The sequence below is a fragment of the Pseudomonas sessilinigenes genome (assembly GCF_003850565.1).
Classification (GTDB): Bacteria; Pseudomonadota; Gammaproteobacteria; order Pseudomonadales; family Pseudomonadaceae; genus Aquipseudomonas; species Aquipseudomonas sessilinigenes.
Genome location: NZ_CP027706.1, coordinates 6,187,971 through 6,208,874 on the forward strand (window position 1 = coordinate 6,187,971; position 20,904 = coordinate 6,208,874).

23 protein-coding genes are annotated in these 20,904 nt (G+C 65.7%); 15 read left to right on the forward strand and 8 right to left on the reverse strand.

Annotated elements, in window-relative coordinates; translation table 11 throughout:
• Window positions 1-7: 7 nt before the first annotated feature.
• Complete coding sequence (locus C4K39_RS28290; protein WP_124348023.1) at window positions 8-529, reverse strand: SgcJ/EcaC family oxidoreductase; 522 nt, start codon at window positions 527-529, stop codon at window positions 8-10.
• 169 nt (window positions 530-698) lie between these two features.
• On the opposite strand from C4K39_RS28290, the gene C4K39_RS28295 reads away from it, so the two are divergent.
• From C4K39_RS28295 to C4K39_RS28310, 4 genes are read left to right on the forward strand one after another with little or no spacing between them, the layout of a single operon-like run.
• A complete protein-coding gene (locus C4K39_RS28295; protein ID WP_068578171.1) occupies window positions 699-1,865 on the forward strand; it encodes a sensor histidine kinase in 1,167 nt (388 codons plus the stop codon).
• On the forward strand, window positions 1,862-2,527 hold the full coding sequence (locus C4K39_RS28300; RefSeq protein WP_068578174.1) for a response regulator: 666 nt from the start codon (window positions 1,862-1,864) through the stop codon (window positions 2,525-2,527). Before C4K39_RS28295 ends, C4K39_RS28300 begins: the two co-directional genes overlap by 4 nt.
• Window positions 2,524-4,848, forward strand: a complete 2,325-nt coding sequence (locus C4K39_RS28305) for an ATP-binding protein (protein ID WP_124348024.1) — start codon at window positions 2,524-2,526, stop codon at window positions 4,846-4,848. Before C4K39_RS28300 ends, C4K39_RS28305 begins: the two co-directional genes overlap by 4 nt.
• A complete protein-coding gene (locus C4K39_RS28310; protein ID WP_068578177.1) occupies window positions 4,845-5,297 on the forward strand; it encodes a response regulator in 453 nt (150 codons plus the stop codon). Before C4K39_RS28305 ends, C4K39_RS28310 begins: the two co-directional genes overlap by 4 nt.
• A gap of 102 nt (window positions 5,298-5,399) precedes the next feature.
• On the opposite strand, the gene C4K39_RS28315 is transcribed toward C4K39_RS28310, so the two are convergent.
• Window positions 5,400-6,104 carry a glutathione binding-like protein gene (locus C4K39_RS28315; protein ID WP_068578180.1) on the reverse strand — a complete coding sequence of 235 codons (705 nt, stop codon included), beginning with the start codon at window positions 6,102-6,104 and terminating at the stop codon, window positions 5,400-5,402.
• Between the two features lie 227 nt (window positions 6,105-6,331).
• On the opposite strand from C4K39_RS28315, the gene C4K39_RS28320 reads away from it, so the two are divergent.
• Complete coding sequence (locus C4K39_RS28320; RefSeq protein WP_124348025.1) at window positions 6,332-7,006, forward strand: histidine phosphatase family protein; 675 nt, start codon at window positions 6,332-6,334, stop codon at window positions 7,004-7,006.
• A gap of 99 nt (window positions 7,007-7,105) precedes the next feature.
• Here the strand turns inward: C4K39_RS28320 and C4K39_RS28325 are convergent, their stop codons facing one another.
• From C4K39_RS28325 to C4K39_RS28335, 3 genes are read right to left on the reverse strand one after another with little or no spacing between them, the layout of a single operon-like run.
• Entirely contained in the window at window positions 7,106-7,717 is a 612-nt protein-coding gene (locus tag C4K39_RS28325; protein WP_068578184.1) for a flavodoxin family protein, read from the reverse strand.
• Complete coding sequence (locus tag C4K39_RS28330) at window positions 7,714-8,154, reverse strand: SRPBCC family protein (RefSeq protein ID WP_068578186.1); 441 nt, start codon at window positions 8,152-8,154, stop codon at window positions 7,714-7,716. The genes C4K39_RS28325 and C4K39_RS28330 overlap by 4 nt, the downstream gene beginning before the upstream one ends.
• On the reverse strand, window positions 8,151-8,474 hold the full coding sequence (locus C4K39_RS28335; protein ID WP_068578188.1) for an ArsR/SmtB family transcription factor: 324 nt from the start codon (window positions 8,472-8,474) through the stop codon (window positions 8,151-8,153). The genes C4K39_RS28330 and C4K39_RS28335 overlap by 4 nt, the downstream gene beginning before the upstream one ends.
• Before the next feature lie 159 nt (window positions 8,475-8,633).
• Here C4K39_RS28335 and C4K39_RS28340 point away from each other — a divergent pair, with 159 nt between their 5' ends.
• Window positions 8,634-9,689: a permease gene (locus tag C4K39_RS28340; protein ID WP_124348026.1), complete on the forward strand. Its 1,056-nt coding sequence runs from the start codon at window positions 8,634-8,636 to the stop codon at window positions 9,687-9,689.
• Window positions 9,690-9,839: 150 nt separating this feature from the next.
• Here the strand turns inward: C4K39_RS28340 and mnmH are convergent, their stop codons facing one another.
• Genes mnmH through C4K39_RS28355 form a run of 3 tightly spaced genes read right to left on the reverse strand, consistent with a single transcriptional unit; the run spans window position 9,840 to window position 12,383 of the window.
• Window positions 9,840-10,940: a tRNA 2-selenouridine(34) synthase MnmH gene (gene mnmH, locus C4K39_RS28345; RefSeq protein ID WP_124348027.1), complete on the reverse strand. Its 1,101-nt coding sequence runs from the start codon at window positions 10,938-10,940 to the stop codon at window positions 9,840-9,842.
• Window positions 10,940-11,974, reverse strand: coding sequence for a selenide, water dikinase SelD (selD, locus tag C4K39_RS28350; RefSeq protein ID WP_068578195.1), 1,035 nt, complete (start codon window positions 11,972-11,974; stop codon window positions 10,940-10,942). The genes mnmH and selD overlap by 1 nt, the downstream gene beginning before the upstream one ends.
• 43 nt (window positions 11,975-12,017) lie before the next feature.
• Complete coding sequence (locus C4K39_RS28355; protein ID WP_124348028.1) at window positions 12,018-12,383, reverse strand: nuclear transport factor 2 family protein; 366 nt, start codon at window positions 12,381-12,383, stop codon at window positions 12,018-12,020.
• A 203-nt stretch (window positions 12,384-12,586) separates the two neighbouring features.
• Between C4K39_RS28355 and C4K39_RS28360 the strand changes: the two genes are divergently transcribed.
• The 9 genes from C4K39_RS28360 (at window position 12,587) to C4K39_RS28400 (ending at window position 20,710) form a co-directional block, all read left to right on the forward strand.
• On the forward strand, window positions 12,587-13,546 hold the full coding sequence (locus C4K39_RS28360) for a LysR substrate-binding domain-containing protein (RefSeq protein WP_124348029.1): 960 nt from the start codon (window positions 12,587-12,589) through the stop codon (window positions 13,544-13,546).
• Window positions 13,547-13,647: 101 nt separating this feature from the next.
• Entirely contained in the window at window positions 13,648-15,108 is a 1,461-nt protein-coding gene (locus C4K39_RS28365) for a 2-hydroxymuconic semialdehyde dehydrogenase (protein ID WP_068578202.1), read from the forward strand.
• A 10-nt stretch (window positions 15,109-15,118) separates the two neighbouring features.
• Window positions 15,119-15,931, forward strand: coding sequence for a 2-keto-4-pentenoate hydratase (locus C4K39_RS28370; RefSeq protein WP_124348030.1), 813 nt, complete (start codon window positions 15,119-15,121; stop codon window positions 15,929-15,931).
• A 13-nt stretch (window positions 15,932-15,944) separates the two neighbouring features.
• Window positions 15,945-16,883, forward strand: a complete 939-nt coding sequence (locus tag C4K39_RS28375; protein WP_068578206.1) for an acetaldehyde dehydrogenase (acetylating) — start codon at window positions 15,945-15,947, stop codon at window positions 16,881-16,883.
• Window positions 16,884-16,895: 12 nt separating this feature from the next.
• Window positions 16,896-17,930 (forward strand): 4-hydroxy-2-oxovalerate aldolase, encoded by a 1,035-nt coding sequence (dmpG, locus tag C4K39_RS28380; protein ID WP_068578208.1) that lies wholly within the window; start codon window positions 16,896-16,898, stop codon window positions 17,928-17,930.
• The gene (locus C4K39_RS28385; RefSeq protein WP_124348031.1) at window positions 17,927-18,718 is read left to right on the forward strand and encodes a 2-keto-4-pentenoate hydratase; all 792 of its coding nucleotides are present in this window, start codon (window positions 17,927-17,929) and stop codon (window positions 18,716-18,718) included. Before dmpG ends, C4K39_RS28385 begins: the two co-directional genes overlap by 4 nt.
• Window positions 18,715-19,149, forward strand: a complete 435-nt coding sequence (locus C4K39_RS28390; RefSeq protein WP_068578590.1) for a RidA family protein — start codon at window positions 18,715-18,717, stop codon at window positions 19,147-19,149. The genes C4K39_RS28385 and C4K39_RS28390 overlap by 4 nt, the downstream gene beginning before the upstream one ends.
• 2 nt (window positions 19,150-19,151) lie before the next feature.
• Window positions 19,152-19,724: a 3-hydroxyanthranilate 3,4-dioxygenase gene (locus C4K39_RS28395; RefSeq protein ID WP_068578592.1), complete on the forward strand. Its 573-nt coding sequence runs from the start codon at window positions 19,152-19,154 to the stop codon at window positions 19,722-19,724.
• Complete coding sequence (locus tag C4K39_RS28400; protein ID WP_068578594.1) at window positions 19,721-20,710, forward strand: amidohydrolase family protein; 990 nt, start codon at window positions 19,721-19,723, stop codon at window positions 20,708-20,710. Before C4K39_RS28395 ends, C4K39_RS28400 begins: the two co-directional genes overlap by 4 nt.
• The last annotated feature ends 194 nt before the right edge of the window (window positions 20,711-20,904 follow it).

The window sequence follows — 20,904 nt, forward strand, 5'->3', positions numbered from 1 at the left end:
CAGTGGATCAGTGACGGGCTTGCAGTACTGGCTGCACTTGCGGCATCGCCGAGGAATGGTGATTGAGGATCTTCCATTGCCCATCCAGGCGCTCATAGAGAAAGGTGTAGCGAGCCTGGACCTGTTGCTGCCGGCCATCGGCCGCGGTCAGGGTAAAGGTGTAGACGCCGCTGTCCATTGCCGCATCCGGCCCCAGGTGGCGGATCTGCCGATAGTTGACCAGCCCTACAGGCTTGGACACCAGGAAGTGCTCGAAATAGTCCTGTATCTGCTCAGGGGTGCTGCGCACCAGGTTGGAAACGGTGGGCTGCAATACCGCGTCAGGGGCATACAGGCTGACCACGGCTTGCGCCTTGCCACTTTGCAAGGCGCTGTTCCAGCGCTCGAACAGGCCGGCGATTTCCTGGTCCCGGGCATCCCGCGGTTGCTCGGCCACGGTGCGGTAGACGTAGGGAGTGGCCTCCAGGGCCAGGGCCAGCGGCGCAGCGAGGAACAAGCACAGGGCCAGGGCAGTGGTTTTCAGTTTCATCGAGTGACTCCGGTGGGTTTCAATGCCCTGCACTGTGCCAAGGACCGCCCGGCTCGCCATCGGCCAACTGGAAACCTCGGCCTATGCCATTCGGCAGATAGGCGCAGCGCCAGCCAGCAGGTCTAATGCCCTGCCTCCCCCGATCGTACCGCTGCCCCGGAGCCCGCCCATGTCCAGCCCGTCCCTCGACCCCGCCAGCGCCCTGGCCCTGCGTAGCCAGTACCGACAGGCGCAGAGCCGCGCCGCACGCCTGCGCCTGTTGGTGGATACCGGCCAGGAGCTGCTGCAACTGCCGCCTGCGCAGGTACGCCAGCGAGTGCTGCAGCGAGCCTGCGCCTTCGCCGCCATGGACCATGGCCTGTTGCTGGAATGGGGCACCGATGGCGTGGTGCAGTTGAGTGCCGGGCACGGCAGCAACGAGCACCTGCAAACCTTGCATGCCCAGGCAGGCTCGCCCCTGCAGGAACAGCCATGGCCGGCCAGCCAGGACCCAAGCCTGGTCCGGGTGCCCCTGCAGGGTGCCGACGGGCGGGTCTTCGGCATCCTGCTCCTGGCCAACAGCGTGCCCATCAGCCCGGTGCACAACGAAGACCTGGAATCCCTGCAGCTGTTGGCCACGCTGCTGGCCACGCACCTGGAAAACCAGCGGCTGCTACAGGCCCTGCAAGCTCGTGAGCGCAGCATGTCGGAGCTGGTGCAGCGCCTGTTCAGCGCCCAGGAGGACGAGCGCCGGCGCGTGGCCTACGACTTGCACGACGGCCTGGCGCAAACCCTGGCCGGTCTGCATCAGCGCCTGCAAGGGTTCGCCGGATGCTGTCCGCCGCTGCCAACGCCATTGCACGACCAATTGCAAGCCATCCTGCAACTGGCCCAGGGCTGCGTAGGCGAAGGCCGGCAGTTGATCGGCGGCTTGCGTCCCCACGTGCTCGACGACTTCGGCCTGCTGCGAGCCATCGATCGCGAGGCCGATCGCCTGCGCGACGCCGGGCTTGCCGTGCACTGGCAACAACGCTGCCCGCAACGCTTGCCAGGCGCTCTGGAAACAGCCCTGTTCCGTATCGCCCAGGAAGCCATCAACAACATTCTCAAGCACGCCGGGGCCAGCCACACCGAGCTGAGCCTGGCCCTGGAGCAGGACCAGGCGGTGCTGTGCATCAGTGACAATGGCCGCGGCCTGCCCGATCCCCCTGTCCATGGCCTTGAGCACTGGGGTCAACTGGCGATGCAGGAGCGTGCCCACCTGCTGGGTGGCCATTTCACCTGCGACAGCCAACCCGCAGGTGGCACACGGATCCTGGTGCGCGTTCCCTTGCTGACCCGGGAGCACACGGCATGAGCGCCCCCATACGCCTGGTCCTGGCCGATGATCACGAAGTGACCCGTACCGGTTTCGTCGCCCTGCTCGCAGGCAATCCGGAGCTGACAGTGGTCGGCCAGGCCAGCGATGGCGAGCAGGCCCTGGCCCTGTGCGAGCAACTGCGTCCGGACATCGCCATCCTCGACATCCGCATGCCCAGGCTCAATGGCCTGGGCACCGCACGCCTGTTGGGCCAGCGCCAACCGGCGGTCAAGGTGGTGATCTTCACGATGGACGACAGCCCCGACCACCTGGAAGCCGCCATGGCCGCTGGTGCCGTGGGCTACCTGCTCAAGGATGCCAGCCGGGCCGAGGTGATCGACGCACTGCAGCGGGTCGCCCGGGGCGAAGAAGTCCTTAACGGTGGCGTCAGCGCGCGCCTGCTGCGGCGCCTGACCGAACGCGGCGGCCAGGTGTCCGCGGCCCAGGCCCTGACCGCCCGCGAGCGCCAGGTACTGGGCCTGGTGGCGGGCGGCATGAGCAATCGCCAGATCGGCGAAACGCTCGGCATCACCACCGGCACCGCCAAGGCCCACGTCGAACGGGTCATCGGCAAGCTCGGCGCCGCGGATCGTACCCAGGCCGCCGTGCGTGGTATCGCCCTGGGCCTGGTGGCGCAACCGGGAGGTTCCTGGTCATGAATCTCTTCAACGCCAGGCGCTGGGCCGACCTGCCACTACGGGGCAAGGCCCTGGTGGCGATCTCCCTGCCCTTGGTCATCCTGCTGCTATCGCTGGTGTTGATCTACAGCACCGAGCGCCAGACCGCCCGCGCCGAAGAAGACGTGCGCCGGGTGCTGCAAGTGCAGGGCGATATCCAGGCCGTGCATACCCTGCTGGCCGAAGCCGCCGCCAGCGTGCGTGGTTACCTGTTGACCGGTCGCGAAGACTTCCTGCCAGCCTACCTCCAGGCCCGCCCACGGATCGAGGCGGCCCTGCAACGCCTGGATCGGAATGTGCGCGATGAACGCATGCGCGAGTACCTGCAAACCATCACCCCCCTGATCCGTACCAAGCTCGATGGCCTGGCGGCCCTGCGCAATGGCCGTCGCGACGACGACTCGGTGACGGCGATCCTGATCGACAACAAACGGGTGCTGGACGTGCTGCGTGAGCAGATCAGCGCCATGCGCGTGCGCGAAGACGCCCTGCTGGCCGAACGCACCGGGGCCGCTGCGGCGATCCGCATGCGCTTGCTGCTGGCCACCCTGCTCGCCGCCGGTTGCGGGCTGTTCGGCGCCATCGTCGCGGTGCTGTTGCTGTCGCGCGGCATCGTCACCCGGGTGCAGCAGGTCCAGGTCAATGCCCAGCGCCTGGCGCTGGGCCAACCGCTGCTGCCGCAGGCGCCGGAACAGGACGAGATCGGCCAGCTAGGCACACGGTTGGTGCAGGCCGGGCAACTGCTGGCCGAGCGCGAGCGCGCCCTGCGCGACAACGAGGAACGCCTGCGATTGATCATCGATGGCGTCAAGGACTACGGGATCTTCGCCCTGGATACCGCCGGCCGGGTCACCACCTGGAACGTCGGCGCGCAACGGATCAAGGGTTACCGAGAGCAGGAGATCATCGGTCGCCACTTCTCCCTGTTCTACCTGGCCGAAGAATGCCCGCAGCACCCGGACATGGCCCTGCGCGAGGCCACCGCCCATGGCCACTACATGGAAGAGGCCTGGCGCTGTCGCAAGGATGGCAGCCGGTTCTGGGCCAGCGTGGTGATCACCGCGCAGTACGATGCCAGCGGCGCGCTGCGGGGCTTTTCCAAGATCACCCGGGACATCACCGACCGCCGCGCCGCGGAGATCGCCCTGAGCACCGCCCGCGAGGAAGCGGAAAGCGCCAGTCGCGCCAAGAGCGAGTTTCTCTCGCGCATGAGCCATGAATTACGCACGCCGCTGAACGCCATCCTCGGCTTCGCCCAACTGCTGGACATGGACTCCACGGCCGGCCAGCGTCCCCAGGTTGGCCACATCCTGCGGGCCGGCCAACACCTGCTGGGGCTGATCAACGAGGTCCTGGACATCGCCCGGATCGAGGCCGGCCGCCTACCGCTGAATGTCGAGCCCGTGGCCCTGGCCCCGGTACTGCACGAAGCCCTGACCCTGGTCTCGCCCATGGCCGCCGACGCCCATATCCAACTGGCGCCCCTACCGCCACTGGCGGCAGACAGTGCAGTGATTGCCGACCGCCAGCGGCTGGTGCAGATCCTGCTCAACCTGTTGTCCAACGCCATCAAGTACAACCGCCGGGGCGGCCGGGTCAGTATCGAGGTCAACCACTGCCAGGGACGCCAACGCATCAGTGTGATCGATACCGGCGCCGGCATCGCCAGCGAACACTTGGCGCACCTGTTCAAGCCGTTCGAGCGTCTGGGCGCCGACCCCAGCGTCGAAGGCACCGGCCTGGGCCTGGCCCTGAGCAAGAGCCTGCTGGAAATGATGGATGGCAGCCTCCAGGTATGCAGCCGCATCGGCGAGGGCAGCCGCTTCACCCTGGAGCTGCCCTTCGTGCAACTGGCGGAACCTGCGATCACGCCCTCCCTGGCCAAGCCGCAGCCAAGCCCCCCGCCCTCGAGCGGTGCGTCGCGCCCCCAGGGCAAGGTCTTGTGCATCGAGGACAACCTGCAAAGCCTGGCGCTGATCGAGACACTGTTGCAGCGCCGCCCGGACATCCGCCTGCTGTCGAGCATGCAGGGCCAGATCGGCCTCGACCTGGCCCGCCAGCACAACCCGCAGATGATCCTGCTGGATGTGAACCTGCCGGACCTCTGTGGCCTGCAGGTACTGCAGCGGCTACGGGCCCTGGGCAGCACAGCCACCACCCCGATCCTGATGATCACCGCCGATGCCAGCCAGGCCACCCATCGCGCCCTGCGCGAGGCCGGGGCCACGGCGATCCTGACCAAGCCGATCCATGTCCCGGTGTTCCTCGCGCACCTGGAAACCTGTTTGCCGGAGCCCACATGACTGCCGATATGCGCATCCTGATCATCGACGACCAGCGCCCCAACCTTGACCTGATGGAACAACTGCTGGCCCGCGAAGGGCTGCACAACGTCCTGGGCAGCACCCAGCCGCTGCGCACCCTGGAGCTGTTCAACAGCTTCGAGCCGGACCTGGTGATCCTCGACCTGCACATGCCCGAGTTCGATGGTTTTGCGGTACTGGAGCAACTCAACCGACGGATTCCGGCCAACGACTACCTGCCGATCCTGGTGCTGACCGCCGACGCCACGCGCGAAACCCGCCTGCGGGCCCTGGCCCTGGGCGCGAGGGACTTCATCAGCAAGCCACTCGACGCCCTGGAAACCCTGCTGCGAATCTGGAACCTGCTGGAAACCCGGGCGCTCTACAAGACCCTGCGCACCCTGGTGCCACCGGAGCATATCGAGCTGCTGCGCCCCGCGCGAACCTGAGTACGCAGGCCCGTGCAGGGATTGCCTGGTGGCAGGGCTCGCCAATGCCTGGCAGCACTATGCCAAGCCCGGAGTCGCCGCCGGCCAGGCGCCTGGCCTCCCTCAGGCCGGCTTGGGAATCTCCAGGCCGCGGATCACCGCAGGACGCGCCAGGAAACGCGCCAACACCCGCTGCACGTTGGGGAAATTGTCGATCCCCACCAGCTCGCCCGCCTCATAGAAGCCGATCAGGTTGCGAATCCAGGGGAAGGTGGCGATATCGGCGATGGTGTAGCGCTCGCCCATGATCCAGTCACGCCCTTGCAGGTGCTTGTCGAGCACCCCCAGCAGGCGCTTGGCTTCGTTGACATAGCGCTCCAGGGGACGCTTGTCCTCGTATTCCTTGCCGGCGAATTTATTGAAGAAACCCACCTGGCCGAACATCGGCCCGATGCCGCCCATCTGGAACATCAGCCACTGGATAGTTTCATAGCGGGCCGCCGATTCCTGGGCCAGCAGTTGCCCGCTCTTGTCGGCCAGGTAGATCAGGATCGCCCCGGACTCGAACAACGCCAGCGGCTGCTCGCCCGGGCCATGGGGATCGAGGATCGCCGGGATCTTGTTGTTGGGGCTGACACTGAGGAACTCGGGTGTCATCTGGTCCTGGGTGTCGAAGCTGACGCGGTGCGCCTCATAAGGCAGGCCGATCTCCTCGAGCATGATCGAGACCTTGACTCCGTTGGGGGTGGGCAGGGAGTACAACTGGATCCAGTCGGGAAATTGCGCAGGCCATTTCTGGGTGACGGCAAAAGCGGAAAGATCGGTCATGACAGGCTTCCAGTCTCAATCAAAAGGGGAACAGCGCCACAGGCGGGCAATCGCGAGGAATTATCCGTCGGCGATTCTTAAATCGGCAACCAGCAACGCTCAATCTGCCGATGATCGAACCAAATGCCATCCAGGGACTCAGAACCCACGGCTTCGACAGGCCGAAGCAACGACAGGGAACCTCGGTTTGTCAGCCATCATGAATGCCTGCCAAGAATGACAAACCCATGAACTTGCCCCACCGCCTTGCCCGCTACGTCCTGCACCGCCGCTACCTGCCACTCCCCGCCCTGCTGCTGGGCAGTACTTTGTGCCTGTCACTGGAATCCAGCGCCAGCCGCGCGCAACCAGCGGATGGCACCCAGACCCTGGTCTTTTTGCGCCACGCGGAAAAACCCGCCGGCGGCCTTGGCCAACTCAATTGCCAGGGCCTGAACCGGGCCATCGACCTGGCCTCGCTGCTGCCGGAAAAATTCGGCAAGGCGCAGTACGTGTTCGCCGCCGACCCGACGCGCAACGTCGAGGAAGGCGAGCTGGACAACTCCTACAGCTACATCCGCCCCTTGATGACCATCAGCCCCAGCGCCATCAAGCTCGGCCTGCCGGTGAACATCGACTTCGCCGCCAATGACACCAGCGAGCTGGCGGACGAACTGCTGCATGATCGCTACCACAACTCGATCATCTACACCGCCTGGTCCCACGGCTACCTGCCGGAGTTGATCAACAAGGTCGCTGAAGAGGCCGTGGGCGAAAAGCACTCCATCACCGAAGACTGGGCCTCCAACGACTTCGACTCGTTGTACGTACTGACCCTGACCTGGCGCAATGGCAAGGCCAGCCTGCACAGCCAGAGCTACAAGCAGGGCCTGGACAACGGCGCGCATGAGTGCCCGAGCTGATCAGCCCAGGGCATTGCAGGCAGTGCGAGAGCTGAACCGGTAGGGAGGCTTGACCGGCAGCAGGCAAGCACGGGGCGCCTTCGCAACCGCAGCTTCGCCTCAGGCCGCCCGCCCCAGCCGTTCGCGACCATGGACCAGTTGCAAGGTGACCTCGGCCACCCGCTGGCCAAGATGCCGGGCAGTGGCGAGATCGGCTTCCGGCGGCGCGGTCTGCGCGCTTTCATCGACATTCGACTGGGCCCCGGCCCCCAGCCAGAAACCCAGGCGGTTGAGGTCGGCGGCAGAACCGCTGGAACTGTTGTTGGCCGGCGGCAGGCTCATGTTGACCCAATGCATGCCGTGCTGGGCGGCGAACAGCGCCAGTTGCACCAGGGTGGCCAGTTTGTCTCCGGCCTGGGCACCTGAGTTGGTGAAGCCGGCAGCCACCTTGTCGCGCCAGGTATAACCATTGGACATGACCGTGCTCGAGGTCATTTCCTGGAACGCCTTGAAGGCGGCCGACACGTTACCCAGGTAGGTGGGCGAGCCAAAGATGATGCCGTCGGCCTGGTTCAGCAGTTCCAGCTGTGCAGCGGCCTGCTCGAGGTCGAGCAACACCGCCTGTACCCCCGGGACCTGGGCCACGCCCTCGGCAACGGCTCGCGCCTGACGCTCGGTATGGCCATAGCCACTGTGATAGACCACGGCGACCTGCGGTTGGATCAAAGTCATGCGATTGCTCCCAATAAAGTGTCCATGCGTTGCAGAAATACCGGCCACAAGGCGCCGATCCGCCCGGCGCTGAGCTGGTCGCTGGCGCCAAATCCGGAATGTTCGAGATGAATCAGGGTGCCACCAGCATTGGCCGTCAGGCTCCAGGTCACCAGGGTTTGCAGGCCGTTGACCGACTCGGTGCCATTGCCCCAGCGGTAGGCCAGCCGATGCGGCGCCTCCACCGTCAGCACCTCGCAATGGGTGATCCCGGACCAGCCCGGCAGAGGCTTGGCACGCACCGTGAAGCGATGGCCGACCACGGGCATGAAGTCGTTGTTCAGCAGCCATTCGTCCATCAACCAGGACTCGGTCAGGGCACGCCAGACCTTTTCCGGTGGATGCGACACTTGCCGCTGGAATACCAGGGTTCGATCGTCATCCGGGATGGGGTTCATGTGTCCATGCGCCCCAACAGGTCTTCCAGCGAATCGAGTCGTTTATTCCAGAACTCGCTGTAGAAGCTCATCCAGTCGATCAGCGGCGCCAGCCCGTCAGGCTGGATGCAGTAGAAGGTCTCGCGACCGGCACGTCGGTCCTGCACCAGGCCGGCGCGCTTGAGCACCGCCAGGTGCTTGGATACCGCCGGCTGGGAGATCCCGGCCTGGGCCGTCATCGCATGCACCGATTGCTCACCCTGCTGCGCCAAGCTCTGGAACAGGCTGCGCCGTGTGCGATCGCCCAAAGCACTGAACAGGAGGTCAGTCGAAGTGTTCATCAATACATAGCTCAAAAGTTATGAATCGAAACCATAACTTTTGAGTTATTAGTTGTCAACGACTCCATCCCGGAAAAGATGGCGCCATGATCGATTCAGCAACCGGATCGGCCATGGGCTAAAATCGGCACTTATTGTCTTCGTGCGGAAACCCCCTTCATGTCCAACCTCGTCTCCACCCAGCCTGCCCGTGGCTGGTCGCTCTGGTGGAAACCCCTGCTGTTCCTGCTGGTTGCCGCTATCGGCCTGTACTACGTGAAGTGGTCGCCCTACTACCTCAAGGCCTTTACCGCCGCCGACAGCCACAGCATCGGCGCCTCGATCCTCAATGACCAGCAGACCTCCCCCTGGAGCGCGGCCCTGGCCTACGCCCAGGTGTATTTCCTGGCGATCTGGAAAGCGGCCGTGCTGGCGGTGATCCTGGGATCGCTGTTGCAGGTGCTGATTCCCCGGGACTGGCTGCTGCGCCTGTTCGGCCGTGCCGGCTTCGGCTCGACCCTGCGTGGCGGCCTGTTCGCCCTGCCCGGCATGATGTGCTCCTGCTGCGCCGCGCCGGTGGCCGCCGGCCTGCGTCGGCAGAACGTGTCGGTGGGCGCGGCCCTGGCCTTCTGGATCGCCAACCCGGTGCTCAACCCCGCGACCCTGGTGTTCATGGGCTTCGTCCTGGGCTGGGGTTTCACGGCCCTGCGCCTGGTGGCCGGCATCGTCCTGGTGTTGGGCGTCTCGCTGGTCGCCCAACGCGTGGCGCGCCCCGAACAACTGCCCGAAGCGGCCGTGGAAGCCGTGGTGGAGGCCGGTACGCCGAACGAGCAACCATTCCTCGTGCGCTGGGGCAAGACCCTGTGGCAACTGTTCTGGAGCACCATCCCGATCTATATCCTCGCCGTCCTGCTGCTGGGCGCGGCACGGGTCTGGCTGTTCCCCCACATCGATGGGGCCATGGGCAACAGCCTGCTGTGGCTGGTGCCCCTGGCAATCGCCGGAACCCTGTTCGTGATTCCCACCGCCGCGGAAATCCCCATCGTCCAGACCATGATGACCCTGGGCCTGGGCACCGGGCCTGCCGTGGCCCTGCTGATGACCCTGCCGAGCATCAGCCTGCCTTCGCTGCTGATGCTGCGAAAGGACTTCGACGCCCGGGTGCTGGTGACCGTGGCCGTGCTGACCATGCTGGTCGGCATCGTCTGCGGCCTGGTGGGCGCCGCCCTGCTGTAACCCTTCCCCTGAACGCAGCCAAGCGCCAGCGCGGCTGCGACCGGGTACGCAGCACCCGCAAAGCAGGCACCGCGCTCATCCCGAAAATACTCACTGGCAGGTTTGGCGAGGACTGCGCCCTCGTGCGCAGCCTCGCAGGCTCGACAGCAGCTACAGGGTGGGCGGGCGCTGGCGCAGGTAATCGAGGACGGCGGCATGGTCGCCAACGAACTCGATGCGCGCCCCCTTGCTCTCGCGCTGGAAGGCATACATCGGGTCGTAGTACTCGCTCAGCAGGCCCTCGATCCAGCCTCGGTGGCGCTCCACATCGCCACTGCGTCCCTGCTCGACCAGAGCGGCCTCCATCAACGCCAGCAGCCGCTGATGGCGCTCGCCACCCAGGCGCTTGCGGATCTTGTTCAAGCTCTCCAGCAGGCGCTGGGCAAACAACGCGAAGCCCTGCTCGCCGTGCACGGCTACGAACTCCGCGCACAGGTCCACCACATAGTCCTGGAGAATACGCTGCACCCGATGTTCCAGGCGATCCTCCAGCCAGACCATGGGCGCCACCTGCATGCCCTGATGCAGCGCAAGTGGCAAGGCACAACTGCCGATCATGCGGTTCTCGTCTTCCACGACGAAGCCCTGCAGCCCACGCTGGCGCTTCTTCAGCACATCCACTGCCAGGCGATTCTCGAAGTCGATGTTGCTCGGCTGCCCGGTGGCACGCCGGCCGAAGCTCGAACCCCGGTGGTTGGCATGGCCTTCGAGGTCCAGGGCGTTATCCAACTGCCCCAGCACCTGGGTCTTGCCGGTGCCGGTCATGCCTCCCAGCAGCACGAAGTCGCACTGCTGCATGGCCTGCTCCACCGTTTCCAGGAGAAAGGTCCGCATGGCCTTGTAGCCACCGCCCACCCGTGGGTAGTCGATGCCGGCCTCGTCCCGCAGCCACTGCTGGACGATCTGCGAACGCAAGCCGCCGCGGAAGCAATACAACAAGCCATCGGGGTGGGCCCGGGCGAAATCGGCCCAGGCCTGGATGCGCTCGGCCTTGATCGCCCCGGACACCAGCTGGTGCCCGAGGACGATCGCCGCCTGCTGGCCCTGCTGCTTGTAGCAGGTGCCGACCCGCTGGCGCTCCTGGTCGGTCATCAGCGGCAGGTTGAGCACCCCGGGAAAGGCGCCCTTGGTGAATTCGATCGGCGCACGGGTGTCCATCATCGGCCGGTCGTTGAGGAAGATCTCGCGGTAATCGGTGTAGTCCAGGGACATCAGCACACCTCGACCGCGTGACTCTGTCGCTCCAGCAGCTCGCCAATAGGCGCCAGCTCCAGGCCCAGCTCCGCCGCCAGGGCGAGGAATTCGGCATTGCCCTCAGGCGTCACCGCCACCAGCAGGCCGCCGCTGGTCTGCGGGTCGCACAGCACCCGCTTGTGCAGCTCCTGGATACGCCCGACCTTGTCGGCATAGCTGCTGTAGTTGCGCAAGGTGCCGCCCGGCACGCAACCCTGGTCCAGGTAGTACTCGACGCCGGGCAGACGCGGTACGCGGTCGTAATGGATACGCGCGGTCAAGCCACTGCCGTCGGCCATTTCCACCAGGTGCCCGAGCAGGCCGAAGCCGGTGACGTCGGTCATCGCCGTGACCCCTTCGAGCTTGCCGAAGCGGCTGCCGGGCTTGTTCAGGGTGCACATCCAGTCACGGGCCAGGCCGACGTCGGCATCGCGCAGCTTGCCTTTCTTCTCGGCGGTGGTGAGCACGCCGATCCCCAGCGGCTTGGTCAGGTACAGCAGGCAACCGGCGGTAGCGGTGTCGTTGCGCTTCATAAAGCGTTTTTCCACCAGGCCCGTCACCGCCAGGCCGAAAATCGGCTCGGGGGCATCGATCGAGTGGCCGCCCGCCAGGGGAATGCCCGCGGCATCGCACACTGCGCGTCCGCCCCGGATCACTTCGCGGGCGACTTCCGGGGCCAGCACGTTCACCGGCCAGCCGAGAATGGCGATGGCCATCAAGGGATCGCCGCCCATGGCGTAGATGTCGCTGATGGCATTGGTGGCGGCAATGCGGCCGAAATCGAAGGGATCATCGACGATGGGCATGAAGAAGTCGGTGGTGGAGACCACCCCGCGTTCACCGTCGATGGCGTAGACCGCCGCGTCATCGCGCGAGGCGTTGCCCACCCACAGCTTGGGATCGAGGTTCTGCGCCCCGCTACCGGCCAGGATGACCTCCAGCACCTGGGGCGAAATCTTGCAACCACAACCGGCTCCGTGGCTGTACTGGGTCAGGCGAATCGGCTCGCTCATGGGGCACCTCGTCAAGTCTGGGACGGGGATTCTAGCAGAGCCCTCAGGCCCCCGGTCGCGGCGTCCCCTGGTGGAACAGCATCTGCCAGCGCCCTTCGCGACAGCGCCACAGCGAACTGCGCCAGGCACTGCTGGCCACTCGTCCGGGCGCTGCGGCGTTATGGCACAGGTAGGTGGCCTGGGCCAGGTCGGCTGCCAGCCACTGAACGGCAAACTGCTCGATGTGCCGCTCGATAAACGACTCCTGCACCAGGCTGGCGAGCACCTGGGCCTTGTTCCAGCGCCCGCCGCTGGCGCCGAACTCGAGGAACTCATCAGCCAGCAAGGCATCCAGTGCCTGGCGATCGCCCCGTACGTCGGCTTCCTGCAACCGACGCTCGAGCAGCAACAAGTGTTCGGACAGATTCATCTTTCCCCCGGGTATTGGCCATGCCTGGACAGCGCACTCTAGCACCTGCGCCGTACTGCGGCCGGTGCCTGCACGGTATGCAAAGATCCCGGGCTTTGGTTAGGCTTGCAGCGCCCTGCCCGGGCCTGATTGCCCCACCACACACAAAAGCGCCACCCCAGGCCACCTCCTCCAGGCCGGGTAAGGCGCTGACGGAGCCCGCCATGAAGTTCAGCACCCAGTCCATCGCCCGCAAGCTCAAGTTCCACCAATTGGTGGTCTTCGAACAAGTGTTACAAAGCGGCTCGCTGGTCCGCGCCTCCCAGGCCCTGAACCTGACCCAACCGGCGGTGACCAAGATCATCCATGAGCTGGAATCCTACTTCGAAGCGCCGCTACTGATCCGGAGCAACCGGGGGGTGAGCGCCACCGAACTGGGGCAGGTGGTGGTGCAGCGTGCCAAGTCGCTTCTTGCGGAGTTGCGGGCCCTGACCGATGAGGTCAACGCCTTCCAGGAGGGCACCTCGGGGCACGTGATGGTGGGCACCCTGATCTCGGCCTCCACCTCGTTGCTGCCCCGGGCCATTCAATTGCTCAAGCAACAAGCCCCTGGCGTGCTGGTATCGCTGCGGGTGGGGCAAATGGACCAGTTGTTCCCGGCGCTCGCGGTAGGTGATGTCGACCTGGTGGTAGGCCGGGTCCCAGACGACTGGCAATGGCGCAGCGAAGCCCTGGAAGTCGAAGTGTTGTACCGCGAGGACCTGAGCATCGTCGCCGGTGCCCGGCACCCGATGCATCGCCAGGCGCCGGTCAGCCTCCAGCAATTGCACGCTTACCCCTGGGTGCTGCCGACTCGCGACTCACTGCTACGCCGCACCTGCGATCGATTGTTTGCCGATAACGGACTGCCGACCCCGGACAACGTCGCCGAGTCGCTGTCGATCCTGACCAACATCACCCTGATGCAGGACCAGCGCACCGTCGCACTGATGCCATTCGAAGCCTCCCGACAGTTCATCCAGGCCGGCATGCTCAAGGCCTTCGACCTGGGAACCGCGCTGCAATTCGGCGACATCGGCTGCTTCAGCTCCGCCCAGCGCAAGCTGGGACCCGCCGCCCGCTTGTTTCGCCAATGCCTGGACCAGGCCCGAAACCAATCCATCACCGAAAAGCACCCAGCCTGATCCAGTATTCCAAACACTAATATCCAACCACTTAATATTGATTATTCACTAATACCGGGTCTTCCTACACTCGCCCCGAAACCCACGTTTCGGAGGCTCAAGTGTCCACTCCCCTGCTGCGTCATTTCATCGACGGCGAGTTTGTCGCCAGCACCAAGACCTTTGCCAATATCTCCCCTGTAGACGGTCGCTTGCTGGGGCAGGTCTGCGAGGCCGACCGGCCCCTGGTCGAACGCGCGGTAGCCGCGGCCAAGGCCGCGCAATCGGGCCCCTGGGCCCACTACAGCGCCAGCCAGCGCGCCGATCTGTTGCTGGACATCGCCAACGGTATCCAGCGCCGCTTCGAGGCATTCGTCGCGGCCGAAGTCGCCGACACCGGGCGCCCGGTGCAGCAGGCCCGGACCCTGGACGTGGCCCGGGCAGTACAGAACTTTCGCACCTTCGCCGAACTGCTGCGCCAGTCCGGTAGCGAGCTCTTCGAAATGCGCAGCGCCGATGGCAACGACGTCTTCAGCTACAGCGTGCGCAAGCCCCATGGCGTGGTAGCGATCATTTCCCCCTGGAACCTGCCGCTGTTGCTGCTGACCTGGAAAGTCGCCCCGGCCCTGGCCTGCGGCAACTCGGTGGTGATCAAGCCTTCGGAAGAAACCCCATCCACGGCCACCTTGCTGGCCGAGGTGATGCAGGAGGCCGGAGTACCGGCCGGGGCCTTCAACCTGGTACACGGCTTCGGCCCGAACTCGGCCGGAGAATTCCTCACCACCCACCCAGACGTCGACGCGATCACCTTCACCGGCGAATCGCGCACCGGTGCCACCATCATGAAAGCCGCCGCCGAGGGCGTGCGCGAGGTGTCCTTCGAACTGGGAGGCAAGAACGCCGCAGTGGTGTTCGCCGACTGCGATTTCGACGCCGCGGTCGCCGGAGTGTTGCGCTCCAGCTTCACCAACTCCGGCCAGGTGTGCCTGTGCTCGGAGCGGGTCTACGTCGAACGGCCGATCTATGAGCGCTTCGTCGCCGCCCTCAAGGCTGGGGCCGAGCAATTGAAGATCGGCTACCCCGACGAAGACGGGGTGAACATGGGCTCGCTGATTTCCCACAAGCACCGGGACAAGGTCCTGGGCTACTTCCAGCTGGCCCTGGAGGAAGGCGCGACCCTGGTCAGCGGCGGCGCTGTCCCACATTTTGGCGATGCCCGGGACCAGGGCGCCTACGTCCAGCCCACCCTCTGGACCGACCTGCCGGATCACGCTCGTTGCCTGCGTGAAGAGATATTCGGCCCGGTCTGTCACATCGCCCCGTTCGACAGCGAGGAAGAAGTGCTGCGCCGGGTCAACGATTCGGCCTACGGCCTGGCCACGGCCCTCTGGACCCGCGACCTGAAGCGCGCCCACCAGCTGTCACGGCGTTTCCGCGTCGGCATGGTCTGGGTCAACACCTGGTTCCTGCGCGACCTGCGTACCCCCTTCGGCGGCACCCGGCTCTCGGGCCTGGGTCGCGAAGGCGGCCGCCACTCCCTGGATTTCTACTCCGAGATCACCACCATCTGCGTCAACCCCTGAGGGCCTCAACATGCATGCAGACCTGATCGAAGCGGCACACCGCTTGCGCCAGGCCCAACTCGACGGCCAACCCTGCGCCCCGGTACGCGAGCTGATCGCCCGGGCCGCCGCGCAACAGCCGCAGTCCGCCCTGATCGACCTGGCCTACCAGGTACAGCGCTACAACAACAGCGCGGCCGTCGATGCCGGGCGTCGTCCGGTGGGCCACAAGATCGGCCTGACCTCCCGTGCCGTGCAAAAACAACTGGGGGTGGACCAGCCGGACTTTGGCCAGCTGTTCGCCGACATGGCGCGCGGCGACGGCCAACCCATCGCCTGGAGCGATACCTGCCAACCCAAGGTCGAGGCCGAAGTCGCCCTGGTCCTGGAGCGCGACCTGCCCCATGAGCGCCATACCCTGGCCGACCTGATCCGCGCCACCGCCTTCGCCCTGCCGGCCATCGAGATCGTCGGCAGTCGCATTGCCCAGTGGGATATCCAATTGAGCGACACCATCGCCGACAACGCCTCCAGTGGGCTGTTCGTCCTCGGCAGTTGCCCTGTATCCCTGGACCGCCTCGACCTGGTGCGTTGCGGCATGAGCATGACCCAAGGCGGCGAACCCGTCTCGGTGGGCGTCGGCGCCGCATGCCTGGACAACCCCTTGAATGCCGCCCTGTGGCTGGCCGACACGCTGGTCCGTCTGGGCACGCCTCTGCGTGCTGGCGACATCCTGCTTACCGGCGCCCTCGGCCCCATGGTGGCGGCCAAGCCAGGGCAGCGCTTCACCGCCCATATCCAGGGCCTGGGCAGCGTCAGCGCCGCCTTCGCCAGTGCCCAATAGACCGGAGCCCATCATGACCACAACCCTCAAGGCCGCGATCATCGGCTCGGGCAATATCGGCACCGACCTGATGCTGAAGATCCTGCGCCAGGCCCGGCACCTGCAACTGACCGCCATGGTCGGCATCGACCCCGCCTCCGATGGCCTGGAGCGGGCCCGGCGTCTGGGCGTAGCCACTACCCACGAAGGCGTCGAAGGGCTGCTGCGCATGCCCGAGTTCAGCGCCATCGACATCGTCTTCGACGCCACCTCGGCCGCCGCCCACCAGCACCACGAGGCCGTACTGCGCCAGGCCAAACCCAGCATCCGCCTGATCGACCTGACCCCGGCGGCGATCGGCCCCTATTGCATCCCGGTGGTCAACCTGGAGCAGCACCTGGACAGCCTTAACCTGAACATGGTGACCTGCGGCGGCCAGGCCACCATTCCCATGGTGGCTGCAATCTCCCGGGTCGCCCCCGTGCACTACGCCGAGATCGTCGCCTCGATTGCCAGCAAGTCCGCCGGCCCCGGCACCCGGGCCAATATCGACGAGTTCACCGAAACCACCCGCCACGCCATCGAAACCATCGGTGGTGCCGCCAGGGGCAAGGCCATCATCGTCATGAACCCGGCCGAACCACCCCTGATCATGCGCGACACGGTGCTGGTGCTATCGGCCGCCGCCGATCAGCAGGAGGTCGCCGCCTCCATCGCCGCCATGGCCGAAGCCGTGCAGGCCTATGTGCCCGGCTACCGACTCAAGCAGCAGGTGCAATTCGACCCGGTCCCACCCTCTGCGCCGCTGCTGATCCCTGGCCTTGGGCACTTCAGCGGACTCAAGACCTCGGTGTTCCTGGAGGTCGAGGGTGCCGCCCACTACTTGCCCGCCTACGCCGGCAACCTCGACATCATGACCTGCGCCGCGCTGGCCACCGCCGAGCGCATGGCCCAGTCCATGCTCAATCGCTGAAGGAGCTTCGCCATGACCTCAACCCCCGGCAACAAGCTCTACATCTCGGATGTGACCCTGCGTGACGGCATGCACGCCATCCGCCACCAGTACAGCCTGGATCAGGTCCAGGCCATCGCCCGGGCCCTGGATGCCGCTCGGGTCGACAGCATCGAGGTGGCCCACGGCGATGGCCTGCAGGGCTCCAGCTTCAACTACGGTTTCGGCGCCCATACCGACCTGGAATGGATCGAAGCCGCCGCCGACGTCCTGCATCACGCCCGCATCGCCACCCTGCTGCTGCCCGGCATCGGCACCGTGCATGACCTCAAGGCGGCCTATCGCGCCGGTGCCCGGGTGGTGCGGGTGGCCACCCATTGCACCGAGGCCGATGTCTCGCGCCAGCACATCGAATGTGCCCGGGAACTGGGCATGGACACTGTGGGCTTCCTCATGATGAGCCACATGACCAGCCCGGAGAACCTCGCGCTCCAAGCCCGGAAAATGGAAAGCTACGGCGCCACCTGCATCTACGTGGTGGACTCCGGCGGCGCCATGAACATGCAGGACATCCGCCTGCGCTTTCGCGCCCTCAAGGCCACGCTCAAGCCGGACACCGCCACCGGCATGCACGCCCACCACAACCTCGGCCTGGGCGTGGCCAACTCCCTGGTGGCCGTGGAGGAAGGCTGCCAGCGCATCGACGCCAGCCTCGCCGGCATGGGGGCCGGGGCGGGCAATGCGCCGCTGGAGGTGTTCATTGCCGCCGCCGACAAGCTGGGCTGGAACCATGGCACCGACCTGTATCGCCTGATGGACGCCGCCGATGACCTGGTACGGCCGCTGCAGGATCGTCCGGTGCGGGTCGATCGCGAAACCCTGGCCCTGGGCTACGCCGGGGTCTATTCCAGCTTCCTGCGCCATGCCGAAGTGGCCGCCCGCAAATACCAGCTCAAAACCGTCGACATCCTGGTGGAGCTCGGCCGCCGCCGCATGGTCGGCGGCCAGGAAGACATGATCGTCGACGTTGCCCTCGACCTGCTCGCTGCCCGGGAGTCCCGCCCATGAGCCTTGATCTAGAACCCATCGCCCACGCCCTCGACCAGGCCGCGCGCACTGCCCGCCCGCTGCCCCAGTTCAGCCAGCACACGCCATTCGACCTGGCGCAGGCCTATGACATCCAGCGCGCCTCCATGGCCCGCCGCTACGCCGATGGTGAACGCTCGATCGGCCTCAAGCTCGGATTCACCAGCCGGGCCAAGATGGCCCAGATGGGGGTCGACAGCCTGATCTGGGGCTGGCTCACCGACGCGATGCTGGAAGAGGATGGCGGCACCTTGGGCCTCGATCGCTATATCCATCCGCGAGCCGAGCCGGAATTGTGCTTCCTGACCCGTCGCGTCATCGACCGACCCCTGACCCAGCTCGAAGCCGTGGACTATCTGGAGGCCGTGGCCCCGGCCATCGAGATCATCGACTCCAGGTACGAAGCGTTCAGGTTCAGCCTGGAAGACGTGATCGCGGACAACTGCTCATCGGCCGGGCTGGTGGTGGGCCCCTGGTCCCGGGATTTCTCGACCCTGGCCAATGCCGGGGTGCTGATGCGCCTGGACGGCGCGCTGGTGGAGGCCGGCTCCACCGCGGCGATTCTCGGGCATCCGCTGCGTAGCGTGGTGCAAGCCTCGCTCCTGCTGACCCAGGCGGGTATCAGCCTGCCCGCCGGTAGCCTGATCATGGCGGGCGCCGCCACTGCCGCCGTGGCCTTGTCCCCTGGAGCCCATATCCAGGTGGAGATCGCCGGTTATGGCGAATGCGCCTTCAGTTGCAGCGGCCATTCCCGGGGAGAGCGCCCATGACCAGCAAGCGCGCCACCCTGGTACCCGGCAAGGCCCAGCCCCGGGGACGTTTTCCCCATATCAAGCGCGCCGGCGACCTGTTGTTCGTTTCCGGCACCAGTTCGCGACGTCCGGACAACAGCTTCGAAGGCGTCGAGGTGGATGCCCTGGGCACCACCGCACTGGACATTCGCGCCCAGACCCGGGCCGTGATCGAGAACATCCGCGACATTCTCGCCAGCGAGAACGCCGGCCTGCAGGACCTGGTGGAAATCAGCGCATTCCTGGTGGACATGAACGACTTCGGTCCCTACAACCAGGTCTATGCGCAGTACTTCGACGAGCAGGGCCCGACCCGCACCACCGTGGCCGTGCACCAATTGCCGCATCCGCACCTGCGCATCGAAATCAAGGCGGTGGCCTATGCCCCGCTCAATCGCCGAGAACAATAACAATGGACAAACATCACTACAGCGCCCCGCTTAACTTCAACCGCTGGCTCGATGAACACGCGCACTTGCTACAGCCACCGGTGGGCAATCGCCAGATCTGGCAAGACGCCGACTTCATGGTCACGGTGGTGGGTGGCCCGAACCAGCGTACCGATTTCCACGACGACCCCATGGAAGAGTTCTTCTACCAGTTCAAGGGCAACGCCTACCTGAACATCTGGGATCGCGGCCGCTACGAGCGCATCGATCTGCGCGAAGGCGACCTCTACCTGATGGCACCCCACGTCATCCACTCCCCCCAGCGCCCGGAGCCCGGCAGCCTGTGCCTGGTGGTGGAGCGCCAACGGCCAGCGGGAATGCTCGATGCGCTGCAATGGTCCTGCGCTCACTGCGGCACATTGATCCAGCGCCACGAGCTGCAGTTGCGGAGCATCGTCGACGACCTGCCGCCCCTCTACGAAACCTTCTACGCCAGCAGTGACCAGCAACGTCGCTGTACCGGCTGCGGCGAAATCCATCCGGGCCGCGACTGGCAAACCTGGCACCGAACGCTCAAGACAGTGACCTGCCCATGAAAATCGACATGCATTCGCACTTCTTCCCCGCCATCACCCAGGACGAGGCCGCGCACCTGGACCCACTACGCGCGCCCTGGCTGCACAAGGATGGCGCCAAGGGCCAGATCATGGTCGGCGACAAGCCCTTTCGCCCGGTGCATGACGTGCTCTGGGACCCGGCCCGGCGTATCGAGCACCTGGATGAACAAGGCCTGGACATCCAGATCATGTGCGCCACGCCGGTGATGTTCGGCTACGACGCACCGATCGAACGGGCCCTGCCCTGGGCCCAGCGCATGAACGACCGGGCCATGCAGATGACCGTCGGCCATGAGTCGCGGCTCAAGGTCCTGGCCCAGGTGCCGCTGCAGGACCTGGAAGCGGCCTGCGCCGAAGCCAGCCGGGCACGGGCCATCGGTCACGTCGGCGTGCAGATCGGCAACCACGTGGGCAATCACGACCTGGATCAGGAGCACCTGGTGTCTTTCCTCGATCACTGCGGGCGCAACGACATTCCGGTGCTGGTCCATCCCTGGGACATGATGGGCGGCGAGCGCATGCGCAAATGGATGCTGCCGTGGCTGGTGGCGATGCCCGCGGAGACGCAGCTGGGCATCCTCTCGCTGATTCTCTCCGGAGCCTTCGAACGCCTGCCTGAGTCCCTGCGTATCTGCTTTGCCCATGGCGGTGGCGGTTTCGCCTTTCTCCTGGGACGGGTGGACAACGCCTGGCGCCATCGCGACATCGTCCGCCAAGACTGTCCGCAGTTACCGTCGAGCTACGTCAAGCGCTTCTTCGTTGACTCCGCGGTATTCGACCCCGGCGCCCTGCAATTGCTGGTGGAGGTCATGGGCAGCGAGCGGGTGATGCTCGGCTCCGACTCGCCCTTCCCCCTCGGCGAACAGCAGATCGGCAGCGGCGTGGCGCACCACCCGACCCTGGCCGAAGCCGACAAGTCGCGGATTCTCGGCGGCAATGCCCAGGCGTTCTTCAACCTGCACTGACTCCGCGCCCCTCTCATTCCCGGCAGCACCTGCGCTACCCAGGAAGCCGGCACCAACAGCCCTTCAACAGTGGCCCAGGAACCCGCCAGGGCCAAGGGGCTGGCCATGGTCGAAAACCGGGTTGGCCGCAAGCCGGAGCCTGTCGTGGTGAGAGGGCTGCCTTAAAAAATGCCCAAAAGCCCCATCCGGCGGTT

Bases quoted from the DNA above. Each gene is read 5' to 3' on its own strand.
- C4K39_RS28290 (WP_124348023.1), bottom strand. From the start codon at position 529: ATGAAACTGAAAACCACTGCCCTGGCCCTGTGCTTGTTCCTCGCTGCG.
- C4K39_RS28295 (WP_068578171.1), top strand. From the start codon at position 699: ATGTCCAGCCCGTCCCTCGACCCCGCCAGCGCCCTGGCCCTGCGTAGC.
- C4K39_RS28300 (WP_068578174.1), top strand. From the start codon at position 1,862: ATGAGCGCCCCCATACGCCTGGTCCTGGCCGATGATCACGAAGTGACC.
- C4K39_RS28305 (WP_124348024.1), top strand. From the start codon at position 2,524: ATGAATCTCTTCAACGCCAGGCGCTGGGCCGACCTGCCACTACGGGGC.
- C4K39_RS28310 (WP_068578177.1), top strand. From the start codon at position 4,845: ATGACTGCCGATATGCGCATCCTGATCATCGACGACCAGCGCCCCAAC.
- C4K39_RS28315 (WP_068578180.1), bottom strand. From the start codon at position 6,104: ATGACCGATCTTTCCGCTTTTGCCGTCACCCAGAAATGGCCTGCGCAA.
- C4K39_RS28320 (WP_124348025.1), top strand. From the start codon at position 6,332: ATGAACTTGCCCCACCGCCTTGCCCGCTACGTCCTGCACCGCCGCTAC.
- C4K39_RS28325 (WP_068578184.1), bottom strand. From the start codon at position 7,717: ATGACTTTGATCCAACCGCAGGTCGCCGTGGTCTATCACAGTGGCTAT.
- C4K39_RS28330 (WP_068578186.1), bottom strand. From the start codon at position 8,154: ATGAACCCCATCCCGGATGACGATCGAACCCTGGTATTCCAGCGGCAA.
- C4K39_RS28335 (WP_068578188.1), bottom strand. From the start codon at position 8,474: ATGAACACTTCGACTGACCTCCTGTTCAGTGCTTTGGGCGATCGCACA.
- C4K39_RS28340 (WP_124348026.1), top strand. From the start codon at position 8,634: ATGTCCAACCTCGTCTCCACCCAGCCTGCCCGTGGCTGGTCGCTCTGG.
- mnmH (WP_124348027.1), bottom strand. From the start codon at position 10,940: ATGTCCCTGGACTACACCGATTACCGCGAGATCTTCCTCAACGACCGG.
- selD (WP_068578195.1), bottom strand. From the start codon at position 11,974: ATGAGCGAGCCGATTCGCCTGACCCAGTACAGCCACGGAGCCGGTTGT.
- C4K39_RS28355 (WP_124348028.1), bottom strand. From the start codon at position 12,383: ATGAATCTGTCCGAACACTTGTTGCTGCTCGAGCGTCGGTTGCAGGAA.
- C4K39_RS28360 (WP_124348029.1), top strand. From the start codon at position 12,587: ATGAAGTTCAGCACCCAGTCCATCGCCCGCAAGCTCAAGTTCCACCAA.
- C4K39_RS28370 (WP_124348030.1), top strand. From the start codon at position 15,119: ATGCATGCAGACCTGATCGAAGCGGCACACCGCTTGCGCCAGGCCCAA.
- C4K39_RS28375 (WP_068578206.1), top strand. From the start codon at position 15,945: ATGACCACAACCCTCAAGGCCGCGATCATCGGCTCGGGCAATATCGGC.
- dmpG (WP_068578208.1), top strand. From the start codon at position 16,896: ATGACCTCAACCCCCGGCAACAAGCTCTACATCTCGGATGTGACCCTG.
- C4K39_RS28385 (WP_124348031.1), top strand. From the start codon at position 17,927: ATGAGCCTTGATCTAGAACCCATCGCCCACGCCCTCGACCAGGCCGCG.
- C4K39_RS28390 (WP_068578590.1), top strand. From the start codon at position 18,715: ATGACCAGCAAGCGCGCCACCCTGGTACCCGGCAAGGCCCAGCCCCGG.
- C4K39_RS28395 (WP_068578592.1), top strand. From the start codon at position 19,152: ATGGACAAACATCACTACAGCGCCCCGCTTAACTTCAACCGCTGGCTC.
- C4K39_RS28400 (WP_068578594.1), top strand. From the start codon at position 19,721: ATGAAAATCGACATGCATTCGCACTTCTTCCCCGCCATCACCCAGGAC.